At 64.0% G+C, this 19,247-nt stretch carries 15 protein-coding genes and 1 pseudogene; 14 read left to right on the top strand and 2 right to left on the bottom strand.

Annotation, left to right across the window (positions count from 1 at the left end; genetic code table 11):
- Positions 1 to 13: 13 nt before the first annotated feature.
- The 9 genes from ACDH77_RS15950 (at position 14) to ACDH77_RS15910 (ending at position 10,023) form a co-directional block, all read left to right on the top strand.
- Entirely contained in the window at positions 14 to 874 is an 861-nt protein-coding gene (locus ACDH77_RS15950) for a YicC/YloC family endoribonuclease (protein ID WP_011348463.1), read from the top strand.
- A gap of 151 nt (positions 875 to 1,025) precedes the next feature.
- Positions 1,026 to 1,637 carry a guanylate kinase gene (gmk, locus tag ACDH77_RS15945; protein ID WP_008575828.1) on the top strand — a complete coding sequence of 204 codons (612 nt, stop codon included), beginning with the start codon at positions 1,026 to 1,028 and terminating at the stop codon, positions 1,635 to 1,637.
- A 259-nt stretch (positions 1,638 to 1,896) separates the two neighbouring features.
- Positions 1,897 to 2,196, top strand: a complete 300-nt coding sequence (gene rpoZ / locus ACDH77_RS15940) for a DNA-directed RNA polymerase subunit omega (protein ID WP_002812428.1) — start codon at positions 1,897 to 1,899, stop codon at positions 2,194 to 2,196.
- A 127-nt stretch (positions 2,197 to 2,323) separates the two neighbouring features.
- The gene (locus ACDH77_RS15935) at positions 2,324 to 4,495 is read left to right on the top strand and encodes a RelA/SpoT family protein (protein ID WP_008575831.1); all 2,172 of its coding nucleotides are present in this window, start codon (positions 2,324 to 2,326) and stop codon (positions 4,493 to 4,495) included.
- A 79-nt stretch (positions 4,496 to 4,574) separates the two neighbouring features.
- The gene (locus ACDH77_RS15930; RefSeq protein WP_005911914.1) at positions 4,575 to 4,955 is read left to right on the top strand and encodes a RidA family protein; all 381 of its coding nucleotides are present in this window, start codon (positions 4,575 to 4,577) and stop codon (positions 4,953 to 4,955) included.
- 20 nt (positions 4,956 to 4,975) lie between these two features.
- A complete protein-coding gene (gene recG / locus ACDH77_RS15925; protein ID WP_014090963.1) occupies positions 4,976 to 7,129 on the top strand; it encodes an ATP-dependent DNA helicase RecG in 2,154 nt (717 codons plus the stop codon).
- Positions 7,130 to 7,251: 122 nt separating this feature from the next.
- Entirely contained in the window at positions 7,252 to 8,190 is a 939-nt protein-coding gene (locus ACDH77_RS15920; protein ID WP_008575834.1) for a nucleoside hydrolase, read from the top strand.
- Positions 8,191 to 8,261: 71 nt separating this feature from the next.
- On the top strand, positions 8,262 to 8,504 hold the full coding sequence (locus ACDH77_RS15915; protein WP_005911911.1) for a type B 50S ribosomal protein L31: 243 nt from the start codon (positions 8,262 to 8,264) through the stop codon (positions 8,502 to 8,504).
- 229 nt (positions 8,505 to 8,733) lie between these two features.
- Positions 8,734 to 10,023 carry a citrate synthase gene (locus ACDH77_RS15910; RefSeq protein WP_003486167.1) on the top strand — a complete coding sequence of 430 codons (1,290 nt, stop codon included), beginning with the start codon at positions 8,734 to 8,736 and terminating at the stop codon, positions 10,021 to 10,023.
- A 246-nt stretch (positions 10,024 to 10,269) separates the two neighbouring features.
- On the opposite strand, the gene ACDH77_RS15905 is transcribed toward ACDH77_RS15910, so the two are convergent.
- Both ACDH77_RS15905 and ACDH77_RS15900 read right to left on the bottom strand, forming a co-directional pair.
- Positions 10,270 to 10,920 carry a hypothetical protein gene (locus tag ACDH77_RS15905; RefSeq protein WP_011348460.1) on the bottom strand — a complete coding sequence of 217 codons (651 nt, stop codon included), beginning with the start codon at positions 10,918 to 10,920 and terminating at the stop codon, positions 10,270 to 10,272.
- A gap of 308 nt (positions 10,921 to 11,228) precedes the next feature.
- A complete protein-coding gene (locus tag ACDH77_RS15900; protein ID WP_081029736.1) occupies positions 11,229 to 13,751 on the bottom strand; it encodes a penicillin-binding protein 1A in 2,523 nt (840 codons plus the stop codon).
- Between the two features lie 117 nt (positions 13,752 to 13,868).
- On the opposite strand from ACDH77_RS15900, the gene ACDH77_RS15895 reads away from it, so the two are divergent.
- The 5 genes and pseudogenes from ACDH77_RS15895 (at position 13,869) to ACDH77_RS15875 (ending at position 18,868) form a co-directional block, all read left to right on the top strand.
- A complete protein-coding gene (locus ACDH77_RS15895; protein WP_042773967.1) occupies positions 13,869 to 14,927 on the top strand; it encodes a pilus assembly protein PilM in 1,059 nt (352 codons plus the stop codon).
- Positions 14,927 to 15,707: pseudogene (locus ACDH77_RS15890) on the top strand (PilN domain-containing protein). The gene ACDH77_RS15895 and the pseudogene ACDH77_RS15890 overlap by 1 nt, the downstream one beginning before the upstream one ends.
- The gene (locus tag ACDH77_RS15885; RefSeq protein WP_008575845.1) at positions 15,704 to 16,369 is read left to right on the top strand and encodes a type 4a pilus biogenesis protein PilO; all 666 of its coding nucleotides are present in this window, start codon (positions 15,704 to 15,706) and stop codon (positions 16,367 to 16,369) included. Before ACDH77_RS15890 ends, ACDH77_RS15885 begins: the two are co-directional and overlap by 4 nt.
- Entirely contained in the window at positions 16,366 to 16,899 is a 534-nt protein-coding gene (locus tag ACDH77_RS15880; protein ID WP_007974439.1) for a pilus assembly protein PilP, read from the top strand. Before ACDH77_RS15885 ends, ACDH77_RS15880 begins: the two co-directional genes overlap by 4 nt.
- Positions 16,900 to 16,918: 19 nt before the next feature.
- Entirely contained in the window at positions 16,919 to 18,868 is a 1,950-nt protein-coding gene (locus ACDH77_RS15875) for a type IV pilus secretin PilQ (RefSeq protein WP_011348456.1), read from the top strand.
- Positions 18,869 to 19,247 lie beyond the last annotated feature (379 nt).

The raw sequence follows: 19,247 nt of genomic DNA, 5'->3' as shown, positions 1-19,247 counted from the left end.
CACGGGATTGACGATGATCCGAAGCATGACGGCGTTCGCTGGCAGCGAACGCATCACACCCTGGGGCACGCTCGGTTGCGAGCTGCGCTCGGTCAACCACCGCTTTCTGGAAGTGGGTGTGCGTCTGCCCGAGGAATTGCGTGCGCTGGAACCGTTGCTACGCGAGCGGGTGGCGGCGAAAAACAGCCGTGGCAAGCTGGATCTGACGCTGCGCCTGCGCGCGCCCGACAACGCGCAGACGCTGGCGGTCAACGAATCGCTGCTACAGCAATTGGGTGCGCTGGCCACGCGGCTGGATGGTCTGTTCCCCAAATTGCAGGTCGGCTTCACCGACCTGCTGCAGCTGCCCGGCGTGCTGCAGGTGCAGGACGTGGACGCCCCCGCGTTGCAGGCACAGGCGCTGGCGTTGCTGGAGGAGGTGGTGGGTAGCTTCGTGATCGCGCGCGAGCGCGAGGGCGCCAAGCTGGCCGAGGCGATCAGCGAGCGGGTAGATGCCATCGAACGCATCGCCGCCGAGGTGCGCGTCCTGATTCCGGTGATTCGCGAAGGTCAGCGCGCCAAGCTGGCCGCGCGCCTGGCCGACCTGCCGCATCCGGTCGACCCGGGCCGTGCCGAGCAGGAGCTGGTGCTGTGGCTGCAGAAGCTGGATGTGGACGAGGAGCTGGACCGCCTGTCCAGCCACATCGCCGAGATCCGTCGCGTGCTCAGGCAGCGCGAACCGGTCGGTCGCCGCCTGGACTTCCTGCTGCAGGAATTCAACCGCGAAGCCAATACGCTGGGCTCCAAGTCGGTGGACAGCCGCACCTCCAATGCCGCCGTGGATCTGAAGGTGTTGATCGACCAGATCCGCGAGCAGGTGCAGAACATCGAGTAGCCGGGATTGGTGATTGGGGATTCGGGATTGGTCGACGGCAACCTCGCGTTTCAGCGGGCTGCGGCCAATCCCGGTAGCATGTCGACCCCGGTGGCACCGGTCCGCAGTCCGTTCGCGAATCCCGACTCCCCAATCCCGAATCCCTGATCCTATGCGCGGCACTCTCTATATCGTTGCGGCCCCCTCCGGCGCCGGCAAGAGCAGCATCGTCAACGCCACCCTGGCACGCGACCCGAAGATCGCCCTGTCGATCTCGTTCACCTCGCGCGCGCCGCGGCCGGGCGAACGGCATGCCGAGCACTACCATTTCGTCTCCGCCGACGAGTTCCAGGGCATGATCGAGGCGGGCGATTTCTTCGAATATGCGCTGGTGCATGGCGACTGGAAGGGCACCGCGCGGCAGTCGGTGGAGCCGCAGCTGGCCGCCGGCCACGACGTCCTGCTGGAGATCGACTGGCAGGGCGCGCGTCAGGTGCGCCAGAAGGTGCCCGATGCGGTCAGCGTGTTCATCCTGCCGCCGTCGCGCCAGGCGCTGGACGAGCGCATGCGCAAGCGCGGGCAGGACAGCGAGGACGTGATGGCGCAACGCCTGGCCGCCGCCCGTGAAGAGATGCTGCATTTCGAAGAGTTCGATTACGTGATCATCAACGAGACCTTCGACATCGCCGTGGCGGAGATGTGCGCCATCTTCACCGCCAGCCGGCTGCGTCGGCAGGCGCAACAGCAGCGGCACGCCGGACTGATCCAGGCGCTGCTGGAGTAAGCGCCGCCGGCAGGGCGGGGCTGGTCACCGGACGGGCGCCGCCGCGCGACGGCATCCACCGCGCGTAGACCGCGGTTCTGACACGCGCCGGCTGCACCAGCGACTGCTCAGGAAGGTTCCTGATCGCTCCAAGCGGCTCAAACCGCTGATTCCAAAGGAAACTGAATGGGTGGCGGTTGCTGCGGCGCCGGCCGGAGCGTACACTCCGCCCCCTTTCCCTCATTCGATGCGCGGCCGTTGCTGGTCGCCGGGAGCCCGCATGGCCCGCATTACCGTAGAAGATTGCCTGGAAGTCGTGAACAACCGTTTTGAGCTGGTCATGATGGCCTCCAAGCGCGCCCGTCAGCTCGCCAACGGCGTGCAGCCGCTGATCGAGAATGCCGATGCCAGCGACAAGCCCACCGTGATGGCACTGCGCGAGATCGCCGCACGTCGGATCGACAACGCGCTGATCGATGAAGTCGAGAAGGCCGAGCGCGAACGCGCCGAGCGCGAAGCGCTGGAATGGGCCGCCGCCGAAGTGGTCGCCGACGAAGACATGTCCAAGAACGACGATTGATCCCAGCATCGCTGCGATCGATCAGAACAGCCCGCCTCGATGCGGGCTGTTTTCGTTTTCGGTCCCGGCAATACGCCTGCGTGTGCAAATGTTTGCCCAGACTGCACGGCTGGCATAGTCTTCCGGCATGAACCCAGGCCCCACTGCCCAGGCGACCGTCGTGACGTCTCCGTCTTCCGACCAGGCCATCCCCGACTACGTCCTGCATCTCGAGCGCGCGGCCAGCTACCTGCCCAAGGAGCAGCTGCCGATCCTGCGCCGTGCCTGGGAAGTGGGCGCCAGCGCGCATGCCGGGCAGACCCGCAAGTCGGGCGAGCCCTACATCACCCACCCGGTGGCGGTGGCTGGCGTGCTGGCCGAGCTGGGCCTGGACATGGAATCGCTGATCGCCGCAATCCTGCACGACACCATTGAAGATACGCCGCTGACGCGCGAAGAACTGGCGTCGGAGTTCGGCGAGGCGGTGGCCGAACTGGTCGATGGCGTCACCAAGCTGGACAAGCTCAAGTTCCGCGACCGCCAGGAAGCGGCGGCGGAAAGTTTCCGCAAGATGCTGCTGGCGATGTCGCGCGACCTGCGCGTGATCATGATCAAGCTGGCCGACCGCCTGCACAACATGCGCACGCTCGGCGCACAGAGCACCGAGGCGCGCGGCCGCATCGCGCGCGAGACGCTGGAGATCTACGCACCCATCGCGCAGCGGCTGGGCATGAGCCTGATCAAGTCCGAATTGCAGAACCTGGGCTTCCGCGCGTTGTATCCGTGGCGCCACGCCATCATCGAAAAGCACATCCGCAGCCAGCCGGTGGTGCGGCGTGAATCGATGGCGCAGGTGGAAGTGCAGCTGTCCCAGCGGCTGGCCAAGGAAGGGCTGGAGCATCGGCTGGTCAGCCGCATCAAGACGCCCTGGAGCATCTATTCCAAGATGCACGAAGAGAACAAGTCCTTCGACCAGGTGATGGACGTGTTCGGCTTTCGCCTGGTGGTGCGCACGGTGGCCGATTGCTATCACGCGCTGGGCGCGGTGCATGCCAGCTTCAAGCCGCTGGACGGGCGCTTCCGCGATTTCATCGCAATCCCCAAGGCCAATGGCTACCAGTCGCTGCACACCGTATTGTTCGGACCATACGGCTCGCCGATCGAAGTGCAGATCCGCACCGAAGAGATGGACCTGATCGCCGAACGCGGCGTAGCGGCGCACTGGACCTACAAGGTCGGCTCGGCCTCGCCCAACAGCGCGCAGAGTCGTGCACACGACTGGATCGTGGAACTGATCGATTCGCAGCGCGCCGCTGGCTCGTCGCTGGAATTCCTGGACAACGTCAAGGTCGACCTGTTCCCGGACGAGGTCTATCTGTTCACGCCCAAGGGCAAGATCCTGGCGTTGCCGCGCAATTCCACCGCGCTGGATTTTGCCTACGCGGTGCATACCGACGTGGGTAATCGCGCCGTGGCCTCGCGCGTGGACAAGAAGCTGGTGCCGTTGCGCACCAAGCTGGTCAGCGGGCAGGCGGTGGAGATCATCACCGCACGCTCGGCCACGCCCAAACCGCAGTGGCTGGAATTTGTGGTCAGCAGCAAGGCGCGCACCGCCATCCGGCATCAGCTCAAGCAACTCGAGCACGAAGATGCCGTGCAGTTGGGCCACCGCATGCTGGACCGCGCGCTGGAGGCAATGGACTCTTCGCTGGAACGGCTGCCCAAGGGTCGCCTGGACGCCTTCCTTGCCGAGCACCGCTATCCGCGTCTGGAAGCGTTGCTGGCCGATGTGGCGCTCGGCAACTGGATGCCCAATCAGGCCGCGCAGGCGTTGATGGCTTACGCAGAACTGCGTGGCGGTGGCCTGTCCAAGCATTCGCACGAGAAGATCCTGATCGACGGCAGCGAGCGCGGCGTGATCAGTTTCGCCAATTGCTGCCAGCCGATTCCCGGCGACGAAATCATGGGCTATCACACCGCCGGCAAGGGCATCGTGGTGCACCGCCTGGACTGCCCGAACCTGGCGGAATTGCGCAAATCGCCCGAACGGTGGGTGCCGATCGACTGGGACTCCAACGTGACCGGTGACTACGACACCGCGCTGGTGGTCGAAGTGGAAAACCGCACCGGCGTGCTGGCGCAGCTGGCCGCAGCCATCGCGCAGAGTCAGTCCAATATCGAGCGCGTGGACTATCTGGACCGCGACTTCAACGCAGCCGTGCTGCGCTTCAACATCCAGGTGCGCGACCGCCGCCACCTGGCCGAGGTGATGCGCCGGCTACGGCGTCTGCATGTGGTGCAGAGCGTCGGACGCCAGTAGCGCCTGGCGCACTCGCGCAACAGTCGAGCAAATCCGCACAAAGGCCTAAACTGCGGCAACCCTTTGCAGTGGAGTGTCCATGTCCCAGATCATCCATACCGACCAGGCGCCTGCCGCCATCGGCCCGTATTCGCAGGCCGTGCGTGCCGGCAACACCGTGTATTTCTCCGGGCAGATCCCGCTGGACCCGGCCACCGGCGAGATCGTGCCGGGCGACATCGGTGCGCAGGCACGCCGTGCATTCGACAACCTCAAGGCGGTGGCCGAAGCGGCCGGCGGCTCGCTCGACAAGATCGTGCGTCTGGGTCTGTATCTGACCGACCTGGGGCAGTTCGCTGCAGTCAACGCGGTGATGCAGGAGTATTTCCAGGCACCGTTCCCGGCGCGTTCGACCATCGAAGTCTCCGGTCTGCCCAAGGGCGCCGGCTTCGAAGTCGATGCAGTGATGGTGATCGAGTGATCCTGCGCCGCTGATCGGCCGTGTCGCGCACGCGCGTCGTCACACCGAGCCTGGCCGTCGCCGGCCAGGCTCGGCTGTCCAGCCTGCCCGGTGTCGGCCCGAAAGTGGCCGACAAGTTCGCTGCGCGCGGCATCCTGAGCGTGCAGGACCTGTGGCTGCATCTGCCGCTGCGTTACGAAGACCGCACGCGCTTGACCACCATCGCGCAGCTGCAAGGTGGCGTGCCGGCGCAGGTCGAAGGACGCGTGGAGGCTGTGGAGCGCGGCTTCCGCTTCCGGCCGGTGCTGCGCGTGGCAGTGTCCGACGCCTCGCACGGGACGCTGGTGCTGCGCTTCTTTCATTTTCGTGCGGCGCAGGTCGCGCAGTTCGCCGTCGGTACGCGGCTGCGGGTGTTCGGCACACCCAAGCCCGGCCAGCACGGCTGGGAGATCGTGCACCCCAGTTACCGCGTGCTCGCACCGGACGAAGATGCCGGGTTGGGCGACAGTCTGGATCCGGTGTATCCGGTGCTCGAAGGCGTTGGCCCGGCGACGTTGCGCAAGCTCATCGGCCAGGCGCTGGAGCGTCTGCCGCCCGAAAGTGCGCTGGAATTGTTGCCACCGCACTGGCTGCAGGACGAGCGATTGCCCTCATTGCGCGCGGCTTTGCTCACCATGCATCGCCCGCCGGTTGGCACTGATCCACAGCAACTGCTCGCCGGAGGCCACCCGGCCCAGCAGCGCCTGGCAATCGAGGAATTGCTGGCGCACCAGCTCAGCCTGCGCCGGCAACGCATCGCGTTGCAGCGTCTGCACGCGCCCAGCCTGCCCGGCAACGGCACGTTGGTGCAGCAATTGTGCAAGGCGCTGCCGTTCCAGCTGACCGGCGCGCAACAACGCGTGTTCGAACAGATTGCGCATGACCTTGCGCAACCCTCGCCGATGCTGCGGCTGGTACAGGGCGATGTCGGCAGCGGCAAGACCGTGGTCGCGGCGCTGGCGGCCATGTTGGCGGTGGAGCAGGGCAAGCAGGTCGCACTTGCCGCGCCCACCGAATTGCTGGCCGAGCAGCACCTCACCAATCTGCGCGGCTGGTTGGAACCGTTGGGCATCCGCATCGTCTGGCTGGCAGGCAAGGTCACCGGCAAGGCGCGCGCTGCAGTGATGGCCGAGGTCGCCTCCGGTCAGGCGCAGGTCGTGGTCGGCACGCATGCGTTGATGCAGGAAGCGGTGGTCTTCCACGACCTGGCGTTGGCCATCATCGACGAGCAACACCGCTTCGGCGTGCATCAGCGCCTTGCGTTGCGCGACAAGGGAGCGGCGGCGGGCAGCGTGCCGCATCAGCTGGTGATGACCGCCACGCCCATTCCGCGCACGTTGGCGATGTCGGCTTACGCAGATCTGGATGTTTCGGCCATCGACGAATTGCCGCCCGGCCGCACGCCGGTGCAGACGATCGTGCTGAGCGCGGAGCGCCGGCCCGAATTGGTCGAACGCATTCGCGCCGCCTGCGCCGAAGGACGGCAGGCATATTGGGTGTGCACCCTGATCGAAGAAAGCGAAGAACCCGAGAAAGGCGCGCAAGGCCAGCAAGGCGGTCCGCCGCGCATCGAAGCGCAGGCCGCCGAAGTCACCTTCGAGGCCTTGTCGGCGCAGTTGCCGGGCGTGCGGGTGGCGCTGGTGCACGGCCGCATGAAGCCGGCCGAAAAGCAGAAGGCCATGCTGGATTTCAAGCAGGGCCGCAGCGACCTGTTGGTGGCCACCACCGTGATCGAAGTCGGCGTGGACGTGCCTAACGCCTCGTTGATGATCATCGAAAATGCCGAGCGGCTGGGCCTGGCCCAATTGCATCAGTTGCGCGGTCGGGTCGGGCGTGGCGCAGCCGCCTCAAGTTGCGTGCTGCTGTACCAGGCGCCGTTGTCGATGATGGCGCGGCAGCGTCTGGAAACCATGCGCCAGACCAACGACGGTTTCGTGATCGCGGAGAAGGATCTGGAGTTGCGTGGCCCGGGCGAATTGCTGGGCACCCGGCAAACCGGCCTGGCCAGTTTCCGCATCGCCGATCTGGCACGCGACGCCGGGCTGTTGCCGCGCGTGCAGGTACTGGCCGAGCGGCTGCTGGACGAGGCGCCGGAAATCGCCGACCGCGTGGTCGAACGCTGGATCGGCGGCGCGGTGCGGTATGCGGCCGCTTGAGCGGCCGGGAGTCGGGAATCGGGATTCGTAACAGCGTGGCGGCTGCGTGCTGCTGATTCGCGTGGCCGGCCGATCCTTGCGAAGATGCGGCAACGAATCCCGAATGCCCAATCCCGAATCCCATGACTGACAAGATACCGCTGCTGATCGACACCGACCCTGGCGTGGACGACGCCTTGGCGCTGCTGATGGCCTTCAACGACACACGCCACGAGGTGGTCGGCCTGACCATCGCCGCCGGCAACGTGGGCCTGGAGCACACCGTGCGCAACGCCTTGAAGGTCTGCGAGATCGCTGGCCGTACCGATGTGCCGGTCTACGCCGGCTGCCCACAGCCGTTGCTGCACCCGTCGGTGGATGCGGCGCACGTGCACGGTCTCGACGGATTCGGCGATGTGGGCCTGGCACCGGCCAAGCGCACGGCCGAGGCCGAACACGCCGCGCTCGCCATCCTGCGTCTGTCGCACGAACACGCCGGCAAGCTGCTGCTGGTGGCGCTCGGTCCACTGACCAATCTCGCCCTGGCGCTCACCCTGGACCCGACCCTGCCGCAGCGCGTGGCGCGGCTGGTGGTGATGGGCGGGGCGTTGACTGGGCACGGCAATATCACCGCTGCGGCCGAGTTCAATATCGGGTTCGACCCGGAAGCGGCGCATATCGTGTTCGGCGGTTTTCCGCAGTTCGACGTGGCCGACTGGGAAGCCACCATCGCGCACGGCCTGCTGCACCGGGACGTGGAGCAATGGCTGGCGGCCGATTCTGGCCGCGCCCGGTTCTACGAGGAAATCTCGCGCAAGACCCGGCTGTGGTCCGAAGACAGCCGCGGCGAGTACTGGTATGCCGCCGACGCGCTGGCGATGGCGTTCGCACTGCACCCGGAAGGCGCGCAGCGGCTGGAGCAGCGCCCGGTCCATATCGAACTGTCCGGTGCGCATACCCGTGGCATGACCCTGGTGGACTGGAACCGGCAGGGCGGGGCGCCCGACAATGCCAATCTGCTGCTGGCCTATGACATCCAGCAGTTCTACGCGCTGGTCGGGGCCGCCCTGGCGGCGAACTGAGGCGACCTTGCGCCGGCTGCCTGGGCGCAGCTATAATACCCGGCTTATCCAGGCAGCCCGGCGCCAAGTCCATGAAAGATAACGTTCATCCCAACTACAAAGACGTCGTCTTTCACGACGTGACGTCCGATTTCAAGATTCTGACCCGTTCCACCATGACCTCGAAAGAGACCGTGAAGTGGGAAGACGGCCAGGAGTATCCGCTGATCAAGGTGGAAATTTCCTCGTCCTCGCACCCGTTCTATACCGGCAAGCACAAGGTGATCGACACCGGCGGCCGGATCGACAAGTTCCAGAAGCGCTACGCGCGCTGAACTTGCAGGACGGGCTGTACCGGCAGCGGCCGCGCATTGCGCGGCCGTTGTTTTTTGGGGCGCTGAACGCTTCGCCTGTATGCCTGGCGCGATGCGTCTACGACTTCTGTCCAAGCGACGGCCAAAATGCTGCTGTGCGATAATGGTCTGATCCGAGGCGATGCCTTGGACTTCCATCACGTGCCTGCCCATGTGGGATCAGGCGCCTTCCACTGAAGGAGCGTACACAGTGTCCGATCTTGATCAGGTCACGCTCAACGCCGGCGACAAGTCGGTCGTTCTGCCGGTTCTCAAGCCCACGCTTGGCAATGATTGCGTCGATATCTCAAAGCTGACCAAAGAAACCGGTCTGTTCACCTACGACTCGGGCTTCACCGCCACCGCCAGCTGCAAGTCGGCCATCACCTACATCGATGGCGACAATGGCGTGTTGCTGTATCGCGGTTACCCGATCGAGCAGCTGGCCGAAAAGTCCAGCTTCCTTGAGGTCTCGTACCTGCTGATGAACGGCGAACTGCCGACGGCGGACGAATTCAAGAAGTTCGACCACGAAGTGACGCATCACACGATGATGCACGAGTCGCTGAAGAACTTCCTCGGCGGTTTCCGTCACGACGCGCACCCGATGGCCATGCTAGCCGGCTCGGTCGCCTCGCTGTCGGCGTTCTACCACGACACCCTGGACCTCAACGATCCGGAGCAGCGCCGTCAGGCCGCCATCCGTTTGATCGCCAAGGTGCCAACCCTGGCGGCTGCGGCGTACCGTTATTCGATCGGCTGGCCGATCCGCTACCCACGCAATAACCTGAACTACGTCGACCGCTTCCTGCACATGATGTTCGAAGTGCCGAGCGAGCCGCTGGAGATCAATCCGGTTGTTGCCAAGGCCCTGGATCTGCTGTTCATCCTGCACGCCGACCACGAGCAGAACGCCTCGACCTCGACCGTGCGTCTGGTCGGCTCGACCGGTGCCAATCCGTATGCCTCGGTCGCCGCCGGTATCACCGCGCTGTGGGGTCCGGCACACGGTGGCGCAAACGAAGCCGTGCTGAAGATGCTCGAAGAGATCGGCACCGCCGACAACGTCGAATCGGCCGTGGCCAAGGCCAAGGACAAGAATTCCTCGTTCCGTCTGATGGGCTTCGGTCACCGCGTCTACAAGAACTTCGACCCGCGCGCCAAGATCATCCGCGAGATGACCCACAAGGTGCTGGGCGAGCTGGGCGTCAACGACCCGCTGCTGGAAGTGGCGCTGAAGCTGGAAGAAGCCGCGCTGAAGGACGACTATTTCGTGCAGCGCAAGCTGTACCCGAACGTCGACTTCTACTCGGGCATCATCTACAAGGCGCTCAACATCCCGGTGGAAATGTTCACCGTGATGTTCGCCATCGCACGCACCGCAGGTTGGGTGTCGCATTGGCTGGAGCAGCAGGTCGACCCGGAAATGAAGATCGGCCGTCCGCGCCAGATCTATACCGGTTACGACAAGCGCGATTACACCGACAGCGCCAAGCGCTGATCGGTCCACGCGTACCTGCGTAAACAAACGCCCCGCAGTGCGGGGCGTTTGCATTTGGATGGTTGCGCGGCAGTCGCCTTCCAGCACAGCGTGCTGCTGTCGTGGCGATTGGCAGCGTCGTGTTGCACGACGGTTCGTCCGGCTGGCTGGGCCCGAATAAACGACCGCTGCGTAGCGGCGTCGTGACGCCGGTTAAAGAAGCACAGAGCTCGCCCGCGTAGTCAGGTTCCGCGTCATATGGCCGACTCAGCGCAGCAGCGGTGAGCCGGTGGAACCGTCGCCGTCTGTCAACAACTGTCGCACCTGCGCGGCCGACGCACGCTGCATCGGCTTTTCGTCCAGCTGCGACAGCGGCGCCTGCCGCAGCGCGTCGTAGGGCAGCACGGTGAGATCGAAGGTGAGGTCTTCGGCGCTGAACAGCCACACCGGAAACTCGCCGTTGCGCTCGCGATCCAGGCGCAGCCGGCGCGTGCGCGACTCGGCCGGAATGCGGTGTTCTTCCAGAAACCGCTGCACGGCATCGGCATCGTCGCTGTGCAACTGCAGGTGCACCGGTGCATTGGCGTCGGCGGTGCCGTCCAGCACCGGGCCGGTCAGCCGTGGCTGGAAGGGGCTGAGAAACTCAAGCGCCCGCAACGCGGCTTCGCGACGTTGGCGCAGACGCGCACCGTGCGCAGGTCCGGCGAACAGGCGTTGGTACTCGCGCAACGCATCTTCGATCTCGCGATTGCGTGGCAGCGACGCATCGTCATGAATGCCGAGCCGGCTGGCAGCCTTGAGCTTGGCTTGATGGAAATCACGGATGCCGCCTTCGGCCATCAGGCGTGCGGCTTCGTGCGCCAGACGATGGCGACGTTCCCGGGTTCGTGTATCGGCGTGCGCGCGTGCGTGATGCATGACCGGGCTCCCCTAATGAACCTGATCTGGACTCTACAACAGCTGCATGAAGACATGGCGAATGCGTCATGTCATTGCAAAGGAACGATCACGCAGCGGTGACCGGGCGATGGTCCAGGTGCGGGTATGCACGGGCAAGGCGCAAGGCGCGTGCGATATCCGTGGCGGGCAGGTGAGCGCTGCGCCGACCCGGCAACGATGCCGCCAGCGATCCATCAGGTCGGCAATGGCTGGCGCTTATCCAACGGGGGCCAACAAATTGGGGAACCGAACAGCCACGCCGCTTTCGATTCCTCAATCCCGGCTCCTCAGAAAATGTCGAACGCCTTTTCGTCCTGCTGTTCCTGCAGGCCGTAGTCGTAATCCTGCAAGCGGTCCAGATCTTCGTTCTTGACCCATTCGACGGCGCCATTGATGGTGGCCTGGGTCATGCCATCGGGCGGATCGTTGGCGGCGATCGGCTTGTCCTTGAGCGCTACGCGCATGTAGTCGATCCAGATCGGCAGCGCCGCCTTGCCGCCGTATTCGCGATAGCCGAGCGAGCGGAAGTCGTCGCGGCCCACCCATACGGTGGTGACGTAGGGGCCGCCAAAGCCGGAGAACCACGCGTCGCGGTGCTCGTTGGTGGAGCCGGTCTTGCCGCCCACGTCCTCGCGGCCGAGGACCTTGGCCGCGGTGCCGGTGCCGCGCTGGACCACGTCGCGCATCATCGACACCAGCTGGTAGGCGGTGCGCTCGTCGATCGCGCGCGGCGCGATCTTGGTCTGCGCGGTTGCCGCAGGGGCGGTCTGCGCCGGCGTCGGCGTGGCCGTGGCCGGCGCGGCAGGCGGTGTTTCCGGTGCCTGCGCGCCGAAGTTGAAGCCATCGACGACCTGGCTCACGGGCGCCACATTGCCGCCTTGCAGGGCGCAGGTGCGGCAGGCTACGGCCGGCACTTCCTTGAAGATGACATTGCCCTCGCGGTCTTTGACCTCATCCACGATCCAGGTGTCCACCCGCGAGCCGCCATTGGCGAACACCGCATAGCCGCGTGCCACAGACAGCGGCGTCAGCGAAGCGGTGCCCAGCGACATCGACAGGTTTGGCGGCAATTCGGCCTCCTGGAAACCGAATTGACTGATGTATTTGCGTGCGAAATCGACGCTGATGGCGTCCAGCAGACGCACCGACACCAGGTTGCGCGACTGCACCAGCGCTTCGCGCAGGCGCATCGGCCCGCGGAAGCCACCTCCATCGTTCTGCGGCGACCAGGTCTTGCCGCGCCGGTCGCGGAACACCACCGGCGCGTCCAGCACGATCGAGGCCGGGTTGAAGCCCTTTTCGAATGCGGCTGCGTAGACGAACGGCTTGAAGCTCGACCCTGGCTGGCGGCGTGCCTGGGTGGCGCGGTTGAACTTGTTCCCCGCAAAGCTGAAGCCGCCTACCAGGGCACGCAGGGCGCCGCTATTGGCGTCCAGCGAAACCAATGCCGCCTGGCCGCGCGGCAACTGGTCGATGATCCACTCGCCGTCCTTTTCGCCGGCGCGAATGCGGGTCAGGTCGCCGCGGGTCAGCAGCTTGGCCGGGGTCTTGCCGGTCCAGCGGCTGGCACTGGCGGGCAGGGTCAGTTCGGTCTTGTCGCTCAGCACGACCGTGACCCCGCCATCGGGATTGGTGCGCGCCACGATCACCGCACGCAGTCCGCCCTGGGTGAACGCGCCTGCCAGGTGCTTGGCCAGTGCAGGCGCGTCCGCATCGGCGGGCACGTCGAAGTGCTGCTCGACGCCATGCCAGCCATGGCGATGATCGTAGACCCGCAAGCCGTCGGCGACTGCCACATCCGCACCAGTCTGCAGGGTCGCATCGATGGTCGTGGTGACGTGATAGCCCTTGTTGAGCACATCGCCGCCGTACTTGGCGATCATTTCCTGACGTACCAGCTCGGCCACGTAAGGTGCATACACCTCCACCGGCGGCTCATGCGGCTTGGCGTGCATCGGCACGGCCTTGGCGGCGTCGGCCTCGGCCTGGCTGACAAAGCCCAGGTCGGCCATGCGCTGCAGCACGTAATAGTCGCGACGCTCCTGCGCACGCTCAGGGTTGCTGATCGGGTTGCCGCTGGACGGGAACTTGGGGATGCCGGCCAGCGAGGCCATCTCGTCCAGGCTCAATTCGCTCATCTTCTTGCCGTAGTAGTACTCGGCAGCGGCCCCGACGCCGTAGGCGCGGTTGCCGAAGAAACTCTTGTTGAGATACAGCTCGAAGATCTCGTCCTTGCTCAGCTCACTTTCGATCTTGCGCGCCAGCAGGATCTCCGCCAGCTTGCGGGTGTAGCTGTACTCCGAACTCAGGAAGAACTGCCGCGCCACCTGCTGGGTAATGGTCGAACCACCCGGCACGCGCTTGGCATCGGTGGTTGTCAGCAGCCACACCGCGCGGGCAATGCCCTTGTAGTCCACGCCGCCGTGCTCGTAGAAGCGCGCGTCCTCGGTGGCCAGGAAGGCCTGCTTCAGGCGCAGCGGCACGTCCTTCATCTGGATGGGATAACGCCGGGTCTCGCCATAAACCGCCATGAGGCGGCCATCGCTGGAATAGACGTACATCGGCTCCTGCAGCTCGACCTGTTTGAGCGATTGAACGTCTGGCAACTTCGAGGAAATGGCGTAATACAGGCCGCCGGCAGCAATAGCGCCAAGCAGTGCGAGCACGACGATCGTGGCCAGGATCCAGCCCAGCCAACGGCGAATACGGGGCATGTAAGAGAGATTCCGATTGCAGATTTCTTGGTCACAGAGTATAGATGACGCCGAGTTTGGCTGGGGCCGAACTCTGGGGATCGCAGAAGACAGCACTGGGGTCACGGTCGCGGGGTCATTGCCTTGCGCGTGAAGGGCTTGTCAACTGTTAAAATTTGATTATTAATACGAGGGCGCACGTGCGTCCAAGTGCCCGTCGGCAGGGGAGTTACCGTGGGGCTTTTACCCAAGAGTCAGTCGCCACTGATTGGTGTCGACATTAGTTCTACTGCCGTGAAGCTCTTGCAGCTATCGCGCAGCGGGAACCGTTTTCGCGTGGAACATTACGCGGTGGAACCATTGCCGCCGAATGCGGTCGTGGAAAAGAACATCGTCGAAGTGGAGGCGGTGGGCGAAGCCATTCGGCGCGCCATCAACCGTTCCGGCAGCAAGGCCAAAAACGCGGCCGCTGCTGTCGCCGGGTCGGCGGTGATCACCAAGTTGATCCCGATGCCGGCCGATCTGGACGATAGCGACCTGGAAGCCCAGGTCGAACTGGAAGCCACCAATTACATTCCGTACCCGATCGAGGAAGTCAATCTCGATTTCGAGGTGCTGGGCCCGATGCCCAGCAGCCCGGACATGGTGCAGGTGCTGCTGGCCGCCTCGCGTTCGGAGAATGTGGAACTGCGCCAGTCGGCGCTGGAACTCGGCGGTTTGACCGCCAAGGTCATGGACGTGGAGGCCTTCGCGGTCGAAAACGCCTTCGCGCTGGTTGCCAGCGAATTGCCGGTGGCTGCCGATGCGGTGGTGGCGCTGGTGGACATCGGCGCCACCATGACCACGCTGAGCGTGCTGCGCTCCGGTCGCAGTCTGTATAGCCGCGAGCAGGTGTTCGGCGGCAAGCAGCTCACCGACGAAGTGATGCGCCGTTACGGGCTGACCTATGAAGAGGCTGGCCTTGCCAAGCGTCAGGGTGGCCTGCCGGAAAGTTACGAGGTCGAGGTGCTGGAGCCGTTCAAGGAAGCCACTGTGCAGCAGATCAGCCGTCTGCTGCAGTTCTTCTATGCGGGCAGTGAGTTCAACCGCGTCGACTGCATCGTGCTGGCCGGCGGTTGCGCCGCGCTGGCGCGCCTGCCGGAGATGGTGGAAGAGCAGCTCGGCGTGACCACGGTCGTTGCAAATCCGCTTGCCCAGATGACGCTTGGCCCGAAGGTTCAGGCCCATGCGCTGGCGCTGGATGCGCCTGCATTGATGATCGCCACCGGCCTGGCCCTGAGGAGCTTCGACTGATGGCAAGAATCAATCTATTGCCCTGGCGCGCGGAGCGCCGAAAGGCACGCGAACGCGAGTTCTATTCGATGCTGGGCTTCGCCGCATTGGGCGGCGTGCTGTTGTCGGCTGATCTGGTTCTATTACGACGCGCAGATCAGCGGCCAGACCGAGCGCAATGCGTTTCTGACCACCGAGATCGACAAGGTCAAGGCGCAGAACGAAGAGATCAAGGAACTCGACAAGAAGAAGGACCGCCTGCTTGCCCGCAAGAAGGTGATCGAGGAACTGCAAGCCAACCGCTCGCAGATGGTGCACCTGTTCGATTCGCTGGTGCGCACCATTCCCGATGGCGTGGCGCTGACCAACATCAAGCAGGATGGCGACATCCTCACGCTGGAAGGTCGCTCGCAATCGAATGCGCGGGTCAGTGCATACATGCGCAACCTGGAAAGCTCGGGCTGGATGACCAATCCGGACCTGTCGATCATCGAGGCCAAGAGTCAGGACAAGGCCGGTCAACCTGCCGCGTCGTCGATGGACACCAAGACGCTGCCGTACGTGTTCACGCTCAAGGTCAAGCTGGCCAACCCGAACGAGGCTGACAAGAACGGCACCGCGCCGGGCGCAGCGGATCCGGCTGCGCCGGGCACCGCAGCACCGGGTGCTGCGCCTGCCGGTGCGACGCCTGCTGCTCCGGCAGCGGCGCCTGCGCCCGCAACGCCGCCGGCCGCTGCTCCTGCACCGACGCAGGCAGCACCGGCGCCAGCCAATCGGCCGCAGGAGGGGGCGGCGTCATGAGTAAGAAATCATTCAAGCTCAGCGATCTGGATTTCAACAACATCGGCGGTTGGCCGCAGCAGGCGCGCATCGTGTTCTGCGTGGTGGTCGGCTTGTTCATCATGGTGCTGGCCTGGTTCCTGTTGATCAGCAGCAAGCGCGATGAACTGGAAGGCCTGGAAAGCACCGAATCCCAGCTGCGCACCGAGTTCGAGACCCAACAGGGCCGCGCGGTGAACCTGGAGCCGCTCAAGCAGCAGCTCGCGCAGATGGAACAAGTGCTGCAGCAGATGCTGCGTCAGCTGCCCAGCAAGACCGAAATGCCGGATTTGATCATCGACATTTCGCAGACCGCGTTGTCCAGCGGCCTGTCCAACGAGCTGTTCCAGCCCGGTCCGGAATCGCCGAAGGAGTTTTACGCCGAAAAGCCGATCGCTCTGCGCATGGTGGGCAGCTACCACCAGTTCGGTGCCTTCGTCAGCGGTGTGGCCTCGCTGCCGCGCGTGGTGATCCTGACCATGCACGACATCAACCTCAAGCCCAAGGACCCCAAGGCCGGTATCGGCCCGCGCGGTGCGCTGGAGCTGTCCGGAACGGTCAAGACCTATCGTTATCTGGACGATGAGGAAATGGCCGAGCAGGAAAAGGCTGCGGCCAACGCTGCGAAGAAGGGCGGCCAATGACCATGAAATTGCTCAAGATTCTGTCCTGTGTGGCGTTAATTGCAGTATTGCCGGCGTGCACGCGCGGTGTGACCAGCACACCGGGCGATGCGCCGAATCTGGAAGCCTGGGTTGCCGAGGTGCGCGCGCGTCCTGCGCCGCCGCTGGAGCCATTGCCGGTGATGCAGCAGTTCGAGACCTTCGAATATGCAGCGCAGGCGATGCGCGACCCGTTCAGCGATGCCTGGGTCAGCGCGGAAGGTGGCAACGGCACGCGTCCGGATCCGAACCGGCGCAAGGAACCGTTGGAAGCCTTTCCGCTCGACGCCCTCGACATGGTGGGGACCATTGGCGGCGGTTCGGGCCTGATCGCATTGGTGATGGCGCCTGACAAGGTGACCTACCGGGTGCGGCCGGGTGTGTATCTGGGACAGAGCGATGGCCGGGTGACCGGGGTCTACGAAGACCGCATCGAGCTGATTGAACTTGTGCCGGACGGTGCGGGTGGATGGCTTGAACGGCCGGCCGCACTCGCATTGGATGATCAATAAAGTGATAGGGGATAGCACGATGACGTTTTCCAATGCCCAGCGGCTGCGTCCGGTACGACGCCACGCGATCTTCCAGGCCTGCGCGTTGGGGTTCGCGCTGGCGCTGGCGAGCGGCAGCGCGTTCGCCGCCGCGGCGCTGACTCAGCCCGCGCAGGATCCGGCCAAGGTCGCTCCGGCGAGCCTGGCGGTGTCCAAAATCGATTTCAAGCGCGGCGAAGACGGCGCTGGCCGTCTGATCCTGCAGTTCGACGGCCAGGGCGCCAGCCCGGACCTGCGGACGCAAGGCGACAACGTGCTGGTGGACATCAGCAATGCCAAGCTACCCGCCGAGCTGCAACGCCCGCTCAATGTCACCGACTTCGCCACGCCGGTGCAGCGCGTTGAAGTGAAGCCGTCCGGCTCCGGTTCGCAGCTGGTGCTGTCGACCAAGGGTGCCTTCGACTCGCTGGCCTACCAGACCGGCAACGAATACGTGGTGGAAATCACCCCGCGCAAGGGCCAGCCGGCGGTTGGCGGTGTGAGCCCGGCGGCGGTCACGCAGGCTGCCGCGCAGATCGCTGCGCGCGGCTACAGCGGCCGCCCGGTGACGTTCAACTTCCAGGACGTGCCGGTGCGCACCGTGCTGCAGCTGATCGCCGAGGAGTCCAACCTCAATATCGTCGCTTCCGACACCGTGCAGGGCAACGTCACGCTGCGCCTGATGAACGTGCCGTGGGACCAGGCGCTGGACATCGTGCTGCGTGCCAAGGGCCTGGACAAGCGCCGCGATGGTGGCGTGGTGTGGGTCGCCCCGCAACCGGAGCTGGCCAAGTTCGAGCAGGACAAGGAAGACGCCCGCATCGCGATCGAGAACCGCGAGGACTTGATCACCGATTATGTGCAGATCAATTACCACAACGCTGCGGTGATCTTCAAAGCGCTGACGGAGGCCAAGGGGATTGGTGGCGGTGGTGGCGGCCAGGGCGGCCAGGGCGGACAAGGTGGTGCGGGGCAGCAGGACAATGGTTTCCTTTCGCCACGTGGTCGGTTGGTTGCCGATGAACGCACCAACACATTGATGATCAGCGATATTCCGAAGAAGGTCGCGCAAATGCGCGAGCTGATTTCGCATATTGACCGCCCAGTGGATCAGGTGCTGATCGAGAGCCGGATTGTCATTGCGACGGATACTTTTGCGCGTGATTTGGGTGCGCGGTTCGGCATCACTGGCGCAACCGGACGTGGGATTTTGAGCGGGGCGCTGGAGAGTAACGTCAACTTCCAGAACACTTCAGCGCAACGAGCTAATGAAATCGCTAATACTGGTACCAGTACAACGCTGGCTTCGCATTTGTTCCCTTCGGGGTTGAATGTCGATTTGGGGGCTAGTGGCTTTACCAATAGCAGAGCGGCCGGCTTGGCGTATACCTTGCTTGGATCCAATTTCAACCTCGACATTGAGCTATCGGCAATGCAAGAGGAAGGGCGAGGTGAGGTCGTCTCAAATCCGCGGATCGTGACGGCCAATCAGCGTGAGGGTGTCATCAAGCAAGGTCGGGAGATTGGGTATGTGACAATCAGTGGTGGTGGTGCGGCAGGTTCCGCCGCGCAGGCGAATGTGCAGTTCAAGGAAGTTCTACTTGAATTGAAGGTTACGCCCACCATCACGAATGACAATCGCGTCTTCTTGAATATGAATGTCAAGAAGGACGAGGTGGCTCGATTCATTATTTTGGAAGGCTACGGAACAGTTCCCGAGATTAATCGCCGGGAGGTCAATACTGCTGTGCTAGTAGGCGACGGTGAGACAGTAGTCATTGGTGGTGTCTATGAATTTACCGATCGCGAAAGCGTCTCCAAAGTTCCGTTCCTTGGAGATATTCCGTTCCTGGGAAATCTCTTCAAGAAGCGCGGACGCAGCAAGGAGAAGGCCGAGCTCCTGGTGTTTGTAACTCCTAAGGTTCTTCGCGTGGCCAGCGCGAATCCGTAATTGAAACTTTTACCGGAAAAGGCCGCGAAAGCGGCCTTTCTCGTATGGATTGCAAATGAGGGGAGTCGCTAGCAGGGTTGGCCGCGTCTGATATATGCCAAACCAGGTGTGGCCAGTGTGGCGGCCTGGAGCGTGTCGTGAGGGTGATCGTATCGACGTGCAGGGGTACACAAGGGGCCGCGGCGGCTTGGCAGTCGATGCAGTGCAATAGGTGAGATTTAGGCTGCGCAGAAGTAAGCATTGTCTGCGCCGGCGCCGATGGTGCTCTAATCCAGTGCGGTTCAAATTTGTCTAATGCGAAGCAAGGGGCGCCTTCGGAAAGAACGAATTTTCCCGACCAACTGATCTTTGTGATCCAGAGCAAATGTTGGGCCTTGAC

This window comes from Xanthomonas axonopodis pv. maculifoliigardeniae (genome assembly GCF_041519315.1).
Lineage (GTDB): Bacteria > Pseudomonadota > Gammaproteobacteria > Xanthomonadales > Xanthomonadaceae > Xanthomonas > Xanthomonas euvesicatoria.
The sequence above is the reverse complement of the archived record's forward strand: the minus strand, read 5'-3'. Positions and strand labels throughout refer to the sequence as shown.